Source organism: Streptomyces sp. MGP-P1 (assembly GCF_057766565.1).
This window is the reverse complement of sequence record NZ_JBYMEM010000006.1, coordinates 225,510-239,416: the sequence shown is the minus strand read 5'-3', so window position 1 is coordinate 239,416 and position 13,907 is coordinate 225,510. Positions and strand designations below refer to the sequence as shown.

Annotated in this window: 13 protein-coding genes; 5 read left to right on the top strand and 8 right to left on the bottom strand. The window is 72.4% G+C overall.

Annotated features, from left to right (window positions below):
- Positions 1–7: 7 nt before the first annotated feature.
- The 4 genes from AC3CH1_RS16825 to AC3CH1_RS16810 form a co-directional block, all read right to left on the bottom strand.
- On the bottom strand, positions 8–1,483 hold the full coding sequence (locus AC3CH1_RS16825; RefSeq protein WP_488464418.1) for a GntP family permease: 1,476 nt from the start codon (positions 1,481–1,483) through the stop codon (positions 8–10).
- A 317-nt stretch (positions 1,484–1,800) separates the two neighbouring features.
- Positions 1,801–2,211, bottom strand: a complete 411-nt coding sequence (locus AC3CH1_RS16820; protein WP_488463696.1) for a RidA family protein — start codon at positions 2,209–2,211, stop codon at positions 1,801–1,803.
- Positions 2,212–2,217: 6 nt separating this feature from the next.
- Positions 2,218–2,976, bottom strand: a complete 759-nt coding sequence (locus tag AC3CH1_RS16815; RefSeq protein WP_007460289.1) for an IclR family transcriptional regulator — start codon at positions 2,974–2,976, stop codon at positions 2,218–2,220.
- Positions 2,973–4,244 carry a sugar kinase gene (locus tag AC3CH1_RS16810; RefSeq protein ID WP_488463695.1) on the bottom strand — a complete coding sequence of 424 codons (1,272 nt, stop codon included), beginning with the start codon at positions 4,242–4,244 and terminating at the stop codon, positions 2,973–2,975. Before AC3CH1_RS16810 ends, AC3CH1_RS16815 begins: the two co-directional genes overlap by 4 nt.
- Before the next feature lie 134 nt (positions 4,245–4,378).
- On the opposite strand from AC3CH1_RS16810, the gene AC3CH1_RS16805 reads away from it, so the two are divergent.
- A complete protein-coding gene (locus tag AC3CH1_RS16805) occupies positions 4,379–5,716 on the top strand; it encodes an alanine racemase (RefSeq protein WP_488463694.1) in 1,338 nt (445 codons plus the stop codon).
- Positions 5,717–5,866: 150 nt separating this feature from the next.
- Complete coding sequence (locus tag AC3CH1_RS16800; RefSeq protein ID WP_488463693.1) at positions 5,867–7,498, top strand: N-acyl-D-amino-acid deacylase family protein; 1,632 nt, start codon at positions 5,867–5,869, stop codon at positions 7,496–7,498.
- Between the two features lie 45 nt (positions 7,499–7,543).
- Here the strand turns inward: AC3CH1_RS16800 and AC3CH1_RS16795 are convergent, their stop codons facing one another.
- The gene (locus AC3CH1_RS16795) at positions 7,544–8,404 is read right to left on the bottom strand and encodes a siderophore-interacting protein (RefSeq protein WP_488463692.1); all 861 of its coding nucleotides are present in this window, start codon (positions 8,402–8,404) and stop codon (positions 7,544–7,546) included.
- Between the two features lie 93 nt (positions 8,405–8,497).
- Here AC3CH1_RS16795 and AC3CH1_RS16790 point away from each other — a divergent pair, with 93 nt between their 5' ends.
- Positions 8,498–9,313 carry a TetR/AcrR family transcriptional regulator gene (locus AC3CH1_RS16790; protein WP_488463691.1) on the top strand — a complete coding sequence of 272 codons (816 nt, stop codon included), beginning with the start codon at positions 8,498–8,500 and terminating at the stop codon, positions 9,311–9,313.
- 57 nt (positions 9,314–9,370) lie between these two features.
- Here AC3CH1_RS16790 and AC3CH1_RS16785 read toward each other — a convergent pair whose 3' ends face one another.
- The 3 genes from AC3CH1_RS16785 to AC3CH1_RS16775 all read right to left on the bottom strand — a co-directional run bounded on the left by AC3CH1_RS16785 (position 9,371) and on the right by AC3CH1_RS16775 (position 11,392).
- Positions 9,371–10,231: a S1 family peptidase gene (locus tag AC3CH1_RS16785; protein WP_488463690.1), complete on the bottom strand. Its 861-nt coding sequence runs from the start codon at positions 10,229–10,231 to the stop codon at positions 9,371–9,373.
- Positions 10,232–10,366: 135 nt separating this feature from the next.
- On the bottom strand, positions 10,367–10,924 hold the full coding sequence (locus AC3CH1_RS16780) for a winged helix-turn-helix transcriptional regulator (protein ID WP_488463689.1): 558 nt from the start codon (positions 10,922–10,924) through the stop codon (positions 10,367–10,369).
- A 132-nt stretch (positions 10,925–11,056) separates the two neighbouring features.
- Positions 11,057–11,392, bottom strand: a complete 336-nt coding sequence (locus AC3CH1_RS16775) for a hypothetical protein (RefSeq protein WP_488463688.1) — start codon at positions 11,390–11,392, stop codon at positions 11,057–11,059.
- Between the two features lie 179 nt (positions 11,393–11,571).
- On the opposite strand from AC3CH1_RS16775, the gene AC3CH1_RS16770 reads away from it, so the two are divergent.
- Together AC3CH1_RS16770 and AC3CH1_RS16765 are read left to right on the top strand one after the other, a co-directional pair.
- Positions 11,572–12,384, top strand: coding sequence for an arylamine N-acetyltransferase family protein (locus AC3CH1_RS16770; RefSeq protein ID WP_488463687.1), 813 nt, complete (start codon positions 11,572–11,574; stop codon positions 12,382–12,384).
- Between the two features lie 311 nt (positions 12,385–12,695).
- Positions 12,696–13,907, top strand: coding sequence for a pyridoxal phosphate-dependent aminotransferase (locus AC3CH1_RS16765; protein WP_488463686.1), 1,212 nt, complete (start codon positions 12,696–12,698; stop codon positions 13,905–13,907).

Genomic DNA, 13,907 nt, shown 5'->3' with positions numbered 1-13,907 from the left:
CGGTTCGCTAGATCACCAGGCTGAGCAGCGCCGCGACGACGAAGCCCGCGACCGAGAGCACCGTCTCCAGGACGGTCCAGGACTTCAGGGTGTCGCGCTCGCTGATGCCGAAGTACTTCGACACCATCCAGAAGCCGCCGTCGTTCACGTGCGAGGCGAAGATCGAGCCCGCCGAGATCGCCATGATGATCAGCGCCAGGTGGGCCTGGGACAGGTCCTGGCCCTCGACCAGCGGGACCACGATGCCGGCCGTCGTGACGATCGCGACGGTGGCCGAGCCCTGGGCGACGCGCAGGACGACCGAGATCAACCAGGCGAGCAGGATGATCGGCAGGCCGACGTCGTTGAAGGTGTCGGCCAGCGCGTCCGCGATGCCGCTGCCCTTGAGGACCGCGCCGAAGATGCCGCCCGCGCCGACCACCAGCAGGATGTTGCCGACGGGCTTGAGCGAGGACGTGGAGACGGATTCCAGGGACTTGCGGGACCAGCCGCGCCGGATGCCCAGCAGGTAGTACGCGAGGAACAGGGCGATCGTCAGGGCGACGAACGGGTTGCCGAAGAACTCGATCACCGAGCGGAGCGTGGAGGGGTCCAGGGCGATGGAGGAGAACGTCGCGGCGAGGATCAGGATCAGCGGGGTGCCGATGATCGCGAGGACCGTGCCGAGCGGGACCGGCTTCTCGTGCGGGGTGACCCCGGCGGAGCGCTGTTCGGCGGCGACGGCGGCCTTGGCCTCCTCGGCGGCCTCCACCATGTCCTGCGGGACGTCGACGAAGATGCGCTTGCCGATCCAGGCGGCGTACGCCCAGGCGGCGATGACCGACGGGATGCCGACGACGACGCCCATCAGGATGACCCAGCCGAGCGAGACGTTGAAGAGTCCGGCGGCGGCCACCGGTCCCGGGTGCGGCGGCAGGAACGCGTGGGTCATCGACAGCCCCGCCAGCAGCGGCATCGCGTAGAGCAGAATCGATTTTCCGGAGCGCTTGGCGGCGGCGTACACGATCGGCGCGAGGACGAAGATGCCGACGTCGAAGAAGACCGGGATGCCGAAGACGAGGCCCGTCATGCCCATGGCGAGCGGGGCGCGCTTCTCGCCGAAGGCGTTCAGCAGGCGCGCGCTCAGCACCTCCGCCCCGCCGGACACTTCGAGGATCGCGCCGAGCATGGTGCCGAGCCCGATGATGATCGCGACATGGCCGAGGATGCCGCCCATGCCGGACTCGATGACCGAGACGGCGGCGGATTTCTGCACGGTGCCGAAGAGTTCGGTGACCGAGAGCCCGGCACCGAGGCCGACGGCTATGGAGACCGCGAGCAGGGCGACGAACGGCTGGAGCCTGACCTTGATGATCAGGAAGAGCAGGAGGGCGATGCCGAGGGCGGCGACGGTCAGCAGACCGGCGGTTCCGTCGATCAGGAGGAGCAGGCCACCGGTGTGCGGTGGTGCCTCGACCGGCGGTGAGGTGGCGGCGAGCAGCATGGGGACTCCGGTGGTGCTGGAGGGCAGGGGGGAGCGCGGCACGGCGCCCCCGGGGAGCGGGGCGCCGTGCCGTACGGCGTGCTGGAGCGGTCCTGCGGGCGGGGTGAAGCGATCAGCGGGGGCCTGCGATCAGGGGGACGGGGGTCGGCGGGCCGGGGTGGTCGGCGGGCCGGGGTGGTCGGCGGGCCGGGTGGTGGGCCGACCGAGGGGGTCGGCCCACCGAGGGGGTCGGCCCACCGAGGGGGTCGGCCCACCGAGGGGGCGGCGTGGCCGGGGGGGGTGGCGAGGTGGCCGGGGTGGTCAACCGACCGACGTGGTCAGCCGAGCACCGCGAGGGCGTCGATCTCGATGAGCAGCCCCTTGGGCAGGCCGACGTAGACCGTCGTGCGGGCCGAGGGGGCCGCCTTGAGGTCCTGCTCCGCGAAGTACGTGTTGTAGATCTCGTTCATCTCCGCGAAGTGGTCCACGTCCGTGAGGTAGACGCGCATCATCATCACGTCGTCCCAGCTCGCGCCGCCCTCCTCCAGGATCGCCTTGACGTTGGCGAAGGTCTGGAGGGTCTGCTCGCGGAGCGTGGGGCCGGCGGGCGTCGGGGCCTGGCCCTCCACGGCGGGGAGGAAGCCGACCTGGCCGGCGACCTGGAGGATGTTCCCCTTCTTCACGCCGTGCGAGAACTTCGCGGGCGGCGCGGTGTGGGTGGAGGGGGTGAGGGCGGTCTTCTCGGTCATGGCTGATCAGGCTTTCTTGGGTCGGGTGGTGCCGGAGTACTCCCGGCTGATGGTCTCGGCGGTGCGCCGGACCAGCGGGAGCAGGGTGAGGAGTTCCTCGGCCGTGACGACCACGTTGGGTGCGGACACCGACATGGCCGCGACGACCCGCCCGTCCGCGCCGCGAATGGGGGCGCCGATGCAGTTGATGGACTCCTCGTGGCCACCGAGGTCGGTGGCCCATCCCTGTTCGCGGACGACGGCGAGCTCCTTGAGGAACGCGGCGGCGTTGGGCGTCGAACGGGACGTGTACATGGGGTAGTCGAGCTTCTCGGCGATGACGCGCCGCTCGGGCTCGGTGAGGTCGGCCAGCAGCAGCTTGGCCACGGCCGCGACGGTGATCGCGACGGGCTTGCCGATCCGTGAGTACATCCGGACCGGGTAGCGGCTCTCGACCTTGTCGATGTAGAGGACTTCCTGCTCCTCGTACACGGCGAGGTGGACGGTGTGCCCGCACCGGTCGTTCAGCGCGACCAGGTGGGAGTGGGCGATCTCGCGTACGTCGAGGTTCTCGACGGCCTCCTGGGCGAGCGCGAAGAGCCGGGCGCCGAGGCGGTAGCGCTGGTCCTCCTGGCGGTAGACGAGGCCGTGCTCGTGGAGCGTACGCAGCAGACGCAGCGCCGTGGACTTGTGGACGCCGAGCCGCTCGGCGACCTGGCCGAGGTCGGCGGGGCCCTGGGCGAGCAGCGGCAGGATGCTGAGTGCCCGGTCGACGGTCTGGCTCATGGTGCGCGTACCTCCTCGGGGGCCCGGTCGGCTGCGGTCCAGCCGGGGCCGAGACGAAGTCTCCCCCAGGCCTCGTCGTCGAGGGCCGCGAGGCGGTCCGCGTGGGCGCGGGCGGGCGGGTCGGTGAGGTCGCCGGGGACGGTGAGGACGGCGGCGGCCATGAGGTGCCCGTGCCGGACCCGGTCCCGCACGGGCAGCCCGCGCAGGGTGGCGGAGAGGAACCCGGCGGCGAACGCGTCTCCGGCCCCGACGGCGGCCACGACGTCGACGCGGAGGGCGGGGACGGGAGTGACGGTGTCTGCGGCGAGCTCGGCCCTTCCAGCACCCGTCGAGCCTGCCACGGCACCCGTCGAGCCTGCCCCGGCGGCGGCCTCAGCCTTTCCGGGGGCATTTTCAGCCCCGTCGGCGTTCGAGGAGCGGGGTCCGGCTGCATCCTCGTTCCCCCCGCCCTCCGTGGAGTGCGAGGCCTGGGCATTTTCAGCCCCTCCGGCGTTCGAGGAGCGGGGTCCGGGGCGGAGCCCCGAGGCGAACACCGTCGCGCCCGCGCTCCCCCGCTTCACGACCACCACGGCCGGCTCCGGCAGCGCCGCCCGGATCGCTTCAGCGCCGACGATCCCCCACGCCTCCTCCGCCTCGTCCTCGCCGACGAACACCAGGTCGCAGCGGCGGGCCAGCTCCAGCAGCACGGAAGCGTCCGCGTCGCCGCCCCGCCACAGATGCGGCCGGTGGTTCACGTCGAACGACACCAGCGGGCGGCCGGCACGGGGAGCCGTCAACTCCCGCAGCAGCGCCAGGCAGTCGCCGGACAGCGCCGCCGTGATCCCGGACAGGTGCAGGATCCGGCCCGCGAACAGTTCCTCGTACGGCACATTCGACGGGGACATCGCGGACGCCGCCGACCCGGCCCGGTAGTAGGCGACCTCGTGCGTGTCGGTCCCGCGGTCCGTGGCCGTACGGAAATAGATGCCGGTCGGGCGCACCGGATCCCGGCGGACGGCCGAGGTGTCGACCCCGTACGACGCGATCGTCTCGACGAGGTGGTCGCCGAAGCCGTCCGCGCCGACCCGGCCGACCCAGGCCGCCCGGTGCCCGGCGGCGGCGAGCGCACAGGCCACGTTGGACTCGGCGCCGCCGATCCCGCGCCCGAAGGAGGGCACGTCGGCGAGGCGGCCGGGCTGCGAGGGCAGGAACGTCACCATGGACTCACCGAGACAGACGACATCGGTGCTCGCGGCGGCGTCGGCCGTCCCTGCTGCGGGTCCGGACACTGGAGGGCTCCTCGCTGATCGGCGTGCGGGCCGGTGGTCACCATTGACCGGGCATCGGCTCGGATGTTAGACAGCGTTGAGCGATATACGCAATGGGTGTTGCATATGTTGCAACGAACTTCGAGGAGTCCCCCTTGGCAGCCGAACGCCCCACCGGCCACACCGCCGTTCCCGCGCCCTCCGCCCCCGGCGCCTCCCCCGCGTCCCTGGCGTCCGGCCTCGCCGACGAACGCGTCGACCACCGCTTCAAGGCCCTGCCGCCGGACGCGGAGGGCCTGACGGTCGGGGCGCTGGCCGCCGAACGACGCAACCTCTTCACCGGCGGGTTCACCACCCCCGTCCTGGCCCTCTCCGCCGAGTCGGTGGCGCACAACCTCGACCTCCTGGAGACGTACGCCGAGCGTCACGGCCTCGCGTTCGCCCCGCACGGCAAGACGTCCATGTCCCCGCAGCTCTTCGTGGACCAGCTGAAGCGCGGGGCGTGGGGCATCACGGCCGCCGTGCCGCACCAGGCCCGGGTCTACCGGGCGTACGGCATCGGGCGGATCTTCCTCGCCAACGAACTGGTCGACGCCGTCGCCCTGCGCTGGCTGGCCGGCGAGATGACCGCCGACCCGGAGTTCCGCTTCGTCTGTTACGTCGACTCCGTGCGCGGCGTCGAGCTGATGGAGACGGCCCTCGGCGCGGCGGGCGCCACCCGCCCGGTCGACGTGGTCGTGGAGCTGGGCGCGGGCGAGGGCGCGCGCACGGGGGCCCGCACGGAGGCCGACTGCGCGGCGGTGGCCGACGCGGTGGCGGCGGCCGGTTCGCTGCGGCTGGTGGGCGTCGCCGGGTACGAGGGCGAGGTGCCGGAAGCCGACCCGGGGCGGGTACGGGAGTGGCTGCGGCGGCTCGTCGGGCTCGCGGCCGACTTCGACGCGGCCGGCCGGTTCGCCGGCGTCGAGGAGATCGTCGTCAGCGCGGGCGGCAGCGCCTGGTTCGACGCGGTCGCGGACGTCTTCGAGGAGGTACCCGAACTGAGCGTCCCGGTGCTGAAGTTGCTCCGCTCGGGTGCGTACGTCTCGCACGACGACGGGCACTACAAGCACCTCACCCCGTTCAACCGCGTACCCGAGGAAGGTGCGCTGGAGCCCGCCTTCCGCCTCTGGGCGCAGGTCGTCTCCCGTCCCTCCGGCGAGCAGGCGTTCCTGAACGCGGGCAAGCGCGACGCGGCATACGACCTCGATCTGCCCGAGGCGCAGGTGGTCCGCTCCGGCCGGGACGGCTCGGTCAGGCCCGCCACCGGGGTCACCGTCACCGGCCTCTCCGACCAGCACACCTGGGTGCGCACGGAGGCGGGCACGGAGCTGGAGGTGGGCGACTGGGTCGGCATGGGTCTCTCGCACCCCTGCACCAGTTTCGACAAGTGGCAGCTGATCCCGCTCGTCACGGCGGACGGCACGGTCACCGACTACATCCGCACGTTCTTCTAGGGCGTTCCCGGCGGAACAGGACCGGACAAGCCGCGCCGCGAACCCGGACAGACCGCGCCGCGGACCCGGGCAGGATCCGCCGGACACACCCTGGAGCCGCAGGCCCCACCACCCCGATAGGCCCCACCACCCCGATCGGAAAGGCGACCCATGGACCTGGTCCTGCGTGACGCGCTCGTCGTCGACGGCACCGGCACGCCCTCCTACCGCGCCGACGTGGCCCTCGACGGCGGCCGCATAGCCGCGATCCATCCCGAGGGCTCCCCCGGCCCCCGCCCCACCGCCACCCGGGCCGTGGACGCGGACGGCCTCGCGCTCGCCCCCGGCTTCATCGACATGCACGCCCACAGCGACCTGGCGCTGCTGCGCGACCCCGACCACAGCGCGAAGGCCGCGCAGGGCGTCACCCTGGAGGTGCTGGGCCAGGACGGGCTGTCGTACGCCCCGGCCGACGACCGCACCCTCGCCGAGGTCCGGCGCTCCATCACCGGCTGGAACGGCAACGGGAACGACATCGACTTCGACTGGCGCACCGTCGGCGGCTATCTGGACCGCCTCGACCGGAACTTCGGCGGCCAGGGCATCGCGGTCAACGCCGCCTACCTCATCCCGCAGGGCACGGTCCGGATGTACGCGGTGGGCTGGGACGACCGGCCCGCCACCGACGCCGAACTGGCCCGGATGAAGGAGCTGGTGGACCAGGGCATGCGGGAGGGCGCGGTCGGCATGTCCTCGGGCCTCACCTACACGCCCGGGATGTACGCGGACGACGCCGAACTCACCGAGCTGTGCCGGGTGGTGGCCCGCCACGGCGGCTACTACTGCCCGCACCACCGCAGTTACGGGGCCGGAGCGCTCGAAGCGTACGAGGAGATGGTGCAGCTCACCCGGAACGCGGGCTGCGCCCTCCATCTCGCCCACGCCACCATGAACTTCGGTGTGAACAAGGGCCGGGCGCCGGATCTTCTCGCCCTGCTCGACGGGGCGCTCGCCGCCGGGGCCGACATCTCGCTCGACACCTACCCGTACACCCCGGGCTGCACCACGCTCGTGGCCATGCTGCCGAGTTGGGTGAGCGAGGGCGGGCCGGACGCGATCCTCGCGCGGCTCGCGGACGCGGAGAGCGCGGAGCGGATCCGGCACCACCTGGAGGTGCTGGGCTCGGACGGCTGCCATGGCGTGCCGATCGAGTGGGACACCATCGAGATCTCCGGCGTCGGCGCACCGCACCTGGCCGCGTACGTGGGGCGCACGGTGGCGGAGTCGGCGGCGCTGCGGGACGAGGAGCCCTGGGTGACCGCCCGGCGGCTGCTCACCGAGGACCGGCTCGGGACGACGATCCTCCAGCACGTGGGCCACGAGGAGAACGTCCAGCAGATCATGCGGCACCCGGTGCACACCGGGGGCAGCGACGGCATCCTCCAGGGCGACAAGCCGCACCCCCGGGCGTACGGTACGTTCCCGCAGTATCTCGGCCGGTACGTCCGGGAGTTGGGCATCCTCTCGCTGGAGGAGTGCGTCGCCCATCTGACCTCGCGCCCGGCCGCCCGGCTGCGGCTCGCCGACCGGGGCCTGGTGCGCGAGGGCTACCGCGCGGACCTCGTGCTGTTCGACCCGGAGACGGTGGCGGCGGGCTCCACGTTCGAGGAGCCGCGCGTACTCCCGGTCGGCATCCCGCATGTGCTGATCGACGGCCGTTTCGTCATCGAGGACGGCAGGCGGACCTCGGTGCTGGCGGGCCGGGCAGTCCGGGGGACGGGCGCCGGGGCGGGGTCCGCCTGAGGGCTCCTCGCGAGGTCCACGAAGCGTCCGCCGCGTGTTCCGCGTCTACGAAGCGTCCGCCGCGCGTTCCGCCGCGCGTTCCGCCGCCCAGGCGAGGTCCTCCTCGGTGGGGCCGTCGTCCTGGGTGAGCGCGCGCCGCCAGTAGCCGCTGAACTCGACGGCGGCCTTGGGCAGTCGGCGCTCCTCCACCAGATGGCGGCGGAGCGCCCGGACGGCGGAGGACTCGCCCGCCACCCAGGCCGCGTCCACCCCGTCGAGCTCCGGTCCCGCCTCCCGGACCGCCGCCGGCAGCGAGCCGCCCCGGTCCCGGTGCACCCACCGGACCTCGGACCCACCGGCGGCGGACGGCAGCTCCCGCTCCTCCCCCGCGTCCGCCACCTCGGCGACGACCACGGCCCCGGTCCCGGCGGGCAGCGCCTCCAGCACCGTGGCGATCGCCGGGAGCGCCGTCTCGTCCCCGGCGAGGAGCATCAGGCGGGCGGCGGGCAGCGGCCGGGCGTAGAGGGAGGACGGGCCGACCATGCCGAGGACGTCGCCGGTCCGGGCCGCCGCACCCCAGCGGGACGCGGGGCCGCCGTCGCCGTGGAGCACGAAGTCCACGGTCATCACGTTGCGTCTCCGGTCGTAGGCGCGGACGGTGAAGCTGCGCATCCAGGGCCGCTCCGCCTCCGGAATCGCGAGGAACGCCTCGTACCAGCGCATGCCGTACGGGTCGTCCGCGGCCGGCTCCGGCAGTCGGGGCACGGTCTGCCCGGCGCGCGGCAGGCAGAGCTTCAGCTGCTGGTCGGGGCGGTCTTGGAGCAGTCCGGGCAGTTCGTCGGCGGTGAAGCCGATCCTGGCCGTGGCGGGGGTGATCCGTGCGACGTCCGTGACCCGCACATAGGTGACCGGCAGTGCCTGGCTCATCGTGCCCGACCTCTCTTCCACTCTTCCACGCTGATAACTTACGGCGTAATGAATTACCCGCCGGACGTTACTTTACATCGTAAGGAGTCGCACGTGGTGGTCTTCGCCGGACAGGGCGACCCGCGCCGTTCCCTCTCCCTCCTGTGGCGCGCGGACACCCCGCCCCCCACGCGCGGCGGCCCGGGCCCCAAGCCCCGGCTGAGCGTCGACGCGATCGTGACGGCCGCCGTGGCGCTCGCGGACGAGGAGGGGATGGGGGCCCTGTCGATGCGCGCGGTCGGCGACCGGCTCGGGCGCACGGCGATGGCGCTCTACACCTACGTCCCCGGCAAGAGCGAGCTGCTGGACCTGATGTACGACGCCGTCCACGCCGAACTCCCCGCCGCCCAGCCGGAGCCGGCCCACTGGCGGGCGGCGCTCACCGCCTGGGCCGGGGAGATCCTGGAGTTCTACGTCCGGCACCCCTGGGTGCTCCAGGTCTCGCAGGCGCGTCCGGTGCTGGGGCCGCACGAGTACGCGGGCCTGGACACGCTGGTCGCCCTGTTGCGGACGACCGGTCTCGATGCGGGGTCGCTGCGGCGGCTGGTGGGGACCCTGTACCCGTATCTCCGGGGGTCGGCGCAGGTGGTGGCCGACGCACGGCTGGCCGCGGCGGCGACCGGGAGTTCCGACGAGGAGTGGTGGGCGGCGCGCTCGGCGGCCCTGATGGAGCTCGTCCCCGATTTCGCGGAGCGCTTCCCGGCCGTGAGCCGGCTGGAGGCGGACGGGCCGGTCGAGCCGTACCCGGTGGCCGGAGCGGGCACGGAGGCCATGCCGTATCCGGAGCGGGAGGCCCGGGAGGCGTTCCGGGTGGGGCTCGGGGTGCTGCTGGACGGAATCGAGGCGGCGCGCGCCCGGCGGCCCCGATAGAGGTCGGGGTCGCCCGGCGCGCGCCGGAATCACCGGGGGCGACTGCCGCCGCTCCGGTTACGGCTTGGGCAGCGCGCAGCCCTCACGGGTGAGGTCGATCGTGCTGCCGGCCCCGATGCACGGGACCATGTTGTACGTCTGCTGGGCGTAGTTGATGCCCTCGCGGACGGTCACCTCGCCGTTCTCGTCGACCTCGCACGGATTGTTGTCCGTGCACTCCTGGCCGCTCTCGTTACCGGTGTTGTTGACGGCGACCACCTTGCCGGTGGCGTCGTCGATCACCGGCGAGCCGGACGTACCGCCGATGGTCCGGCACTCGGGGGTGTAGCGGACCGAGTCCTTCCAGGTCCACCGACCCTCCTTGAGCTGGTGGACGAAGCCGTCGATGTCGCAGCTGTAGGTGCGCTTCCAGTAGCCGGAGGCGACCGTGATGGCGGCGCCCGCCGTCGGGTGGGCGGTCTCCAGCTCCAGCGCCCGGATGCCGTGCCGGTCCTCGATCTGCTGGTAGGTGCTGGTGAGTTCGTAGAGCGAGAGATCGGTGTCGGTCATGGTGCCGTACGCGATCTTGCTCGCCCTCAGCGTGCCGACACCGCTGCCCGAGGCGTTGAGCAGGGTGAACGTCCGGGAGGACGGCTGGTCGACCACGACCTCGCCGGGGCCCGGGAAACCGGACTCCATGCAGTGCCCGTTGGAGAGCACGAGGGCGGGGTCGGTGGGGGCGGCGTCGGGGGTACGGACGACGGAGCCCGAGCAGTTGCTGAGCGCGACGGTCCCGGCGAAGGTCACGGCCTTCGCGGCGGGGTCGGCCTTGGGCGCGGCTTCCTGTGTCCGCGGCGCGGGCGCGGCTGCGGCGACGGGCGCGACACCCGCCCCCAGGAGCAGGGCAGCGAGAAACGCACCGACGAGAGGCTTGTTCATGTGGGGGGTCCCCTCCAGTGATGCCAAGGGCCGGAGATCTTCCGGCTTTTGACATGCGCATGTTGGCGCAGATGTCGGGTCATCACAAGGGGCCCCCTCATCAGGGGCCGGTTCCGGCCGCGGCCACGGCGTTCGCTACCTCAGCCCCGCCACGGCCTCGGGAGCGGCCCCGGAACGGGCCCCGACGCCGACGCCGACTCCGACTCCGGCATCGACCGCGACACCGACCTCCGCACCGACCCCCGCACCGGCTCCGGCCTCCTCCGCACCACGGAAGCCGTCGGCCTCCGTCTCCTCCGTGCCGACCCTCGCACCGGCTCCGGCCTCCTCCGCACCACGCCAGCCGTCGGGCTCCGTCTCCTCAGTGCCGCGACCGATGTGGTCGCGCCCCCACTGCCCCAGCGGTTCCAGCGCGGCGTTCAGCGAGAGGCCCAGGGGGGTGAGCGAATACTCCACGCGCGGCGGCACTTCGGCATACACCTCGCGGTGCACGATGCCGTCGTCCTCCAGCTCCTTGAGATGGGAGCTGAGCACCTTCTCGGTCACCCCGGTCACGGCTCGGCGCAGCTCACCGAAGCGGCAGGTCCGCTCGTTCAACGCCCACAGGATGAGCACCTTCCACTTGCCGCCGATCACGTCCATCGCCGCGTCGATCCCGCAGACGAAAGCCCCCGGCCTCCGTACGATCCGCATCGTCCGCCCTCCCCAGCCTGGTCGCCGGCCGCGGGCCGACCACCCACTCCACGTGGGCACTTGTCGCCCCCGGCACCTTCGACCAGCCTAAGCGGCACGTCCGACAACCATGCCGCTTCCGCCCACCCCGCCTCAGGCTTCCGCCTCCACCGCCTCCGCCTCCTTGGCGTACGTCACCGCTTGGAGCAGCGTCAGTCCGGGTTCGGCCCGGCGCAGGATCTTGATGGCCTCCACGGAGCCCGCAGGCCCCTGGTGTCCGGCGGCGGCGAGCCGCTGCCGCACCCACCGGCCCCGCAGCTCCTCGTCCGGACGCGCGGCGGCCTCCTCGGCCACGGCGAGGGCGCGCTCCAGTCCGGGGCGCTCGGAGTCCGTGGCGGTCTCCAGCGCACGCCGGAGCCCGGCGACGACATCGGGGGCGTCGCGGAGGACGAGTACGGCGAGGGGCTGGGGCTTCCGGAACATGCTCATGTGATCACCGCTACCCGGCCCGGCCCGGTTCTCAACCGAGTCGAGCAGGATCTGAGCGAGCCGCACCTTCCGCCACCTGCGCGGACCCGGGTCTCGGCCCTGGGACCGAGGCCGTGCGATCGCGCACTTCGGTCCGCGGTCGGAGGCGCGCCCGCCCCCCGGCTGCGTACGGTCGGCGTATGACTCTCGACCTCGACGCGTACTTCGCCCGTATCGGCTGGACCGGAAACCCCCGCCCCACGCTGGAGGTTCTGCGGTCCCTGCACCGAGCCCATCTGACCGGCATCCCGTTCGAGAACCTGGAGGCCGTCCTCGGCTCCGCCCCGTCGCTGGCCATCGACGACCTGGAGGCGAAGCTCGTGCACGGCGGGCGCGGCGGGTACTGCTACGAGCACAACACCCTGTTCTCCGCCGCGCTGAGGCAGATCGGCTTCTCCGTGACGCCGCTGACGGCCCGCGTGGTGCTGGGCGCCGCGCCGGGCGACATCCGGCCCCGTACGCACATGCTGATGCGGGTGGATGTGGCGGGCGAGCCGCACCCGTATCTGGCGGACGTCGGCTTCGGGGCGACCGGCGCCCTGCTGGAGCCGATCGAGCTGGTGGAGAACGCCGAGCTGTTCGACGCCCCGCGCCACCACCGGCTCGTCCACGTCGCGCACGACGGCCCGCTGCCGATGTGGGAGCTCCAGGCGGAGAAGGGCGGCTCGTGGGAGCCGCAATACTCGTTCACCCTGGAGCCGTTCGAGGCGCCGGACTACGAGGTGATCAACTGGCACATCGCGACGCACCCGCGCTCGCCGTTCCGGCAGGCGGTGTACGCCCAGCGCACCCGGATCGGCTCCCACCTGCTGCTGGCCGGGCTCGACCTGGTGGAGACGGCCGACGACGGCACGATCACGGAGCGACAGCTGAAGGACGGCGACGAGGCGCTGCGCGTCCTGGCCGACGACTTCGGCATCCGGATCCCGGAGGGCACGCGGCTGCCGGAATGACGACCCCCGGCGGCCGGAACGGGCGCGCCGCTACGCGCCGGCCCCGCTGACGGCCGGGACGGCAGGCGCCGCCGGAACGCGCGGGCCCGGCTCGCGGCCCCGGTGCGGGCACCCGCGTGGCGCATCTCACCCGTTCCGGTAGCCCACGCCGCGTTTCCAAGCCGCGACGCCGCCCCGACCGGGCGATCCCACGGTCCGGGGCGGCGGCGGGCATGGCGATGGAAGACGGGGCGGGCGGGGAGGCGCCCGGAGGGAGTACGCCGGGAGCAATCCCCGCGCACCTCGCGAAACGCCGCCGTAAGCTCGCGGACATGCAGGTCATCCAGTCCACGAAGCTCTCCAACGTCTGTTACGAGATCCGGGGTCCCGTGCTGGAGGAGGCGATGCGGCTGGAAGCGGCCGGTCAGCGCATCCTCAAGCTGAACACGGGCAACCCCGCCGCGTTCGGGTTCGAGTGCCCGCCGGAGATCCTCGAGGACATCCTGCGCAACGTCGCGGGCGCGCACGGTTACGGCGACGCGAAGGGCCTGCTGTCCGCGCGCCGCGCGGTGACGCAGCACTACCAGACCAAGGGGATCGACCTCGACGTCGAGGACATCTACCTGGGCAACGGCGTCTCCGAGCTGATCCAGATGTCGATGCAGGCGCTGCTGGACGACGGCGACGAGGTGCTCGTACCGGCCCCCGACTATCCGCTGTGGACCGCGTCCGTCTCGCTGGCGGGCGGGACGGCCGTGCACTACCGGTGCGACGAGCAGGCCGACTGGATGCCGGACCTCGCGGATGTCGAGCGGAAGATCACCGACCGCACCAAGGCCCTGGTGATCATCAACCCGAACAACCCGACCGGTGCGGTGTACGACGACGAGATGCTGCGCGGTCTCACCGAGATCGCCCGGCGGCACAACCTGATCGTCTGTTCCGACGAGATCTACGACCGGATCCTCTACGACGGCGCGACGCACACCCCGACGGCGGCGCTGGCCCCGGACCTCATGGTGCTGACCTTCAACGGGCTCTCCAAGAACTACCGGGTGGCCGGTTACCGCTCCGGCTGGATGGCCGTCTGCGGGCCGAAGGCGCACGCCACGTCGTACATCGAGGGGCTGACGATCCTCGCCAACATGCGGCTCTGCGCCAACATGCCCTCGCAGCACGCGGTGGCCACGGCGCTCGGCGGCCGGCAGTCGATCAAGGACCTGGTGCTGCCGGGCGGCCGGATCCTGGAGCAGCGGGACGTGGCGTACGACCTGCTGACCTCGATCCCCGGGGTGACCTGTGTGAAGCCGAAGGGGGCGCTGTATCTCTTCCCCCGGCTCGACCCCAAGGTCTACAAGATCAAGGACGACCGGCAGATGGTGCTGGACCTGCTGCGGGCCGAGAAGATCATGGTCGTGCAGGGCACCGGCTTCAACTGGCCCGAGCCCGATCACTTCCGGATCGTCACGCTGCCGACGGTCGAGGACCTGACGGACGCGGTGACCCGGATCGGCACCTTCCTGGACGGCTACGGGCAGCCGTAG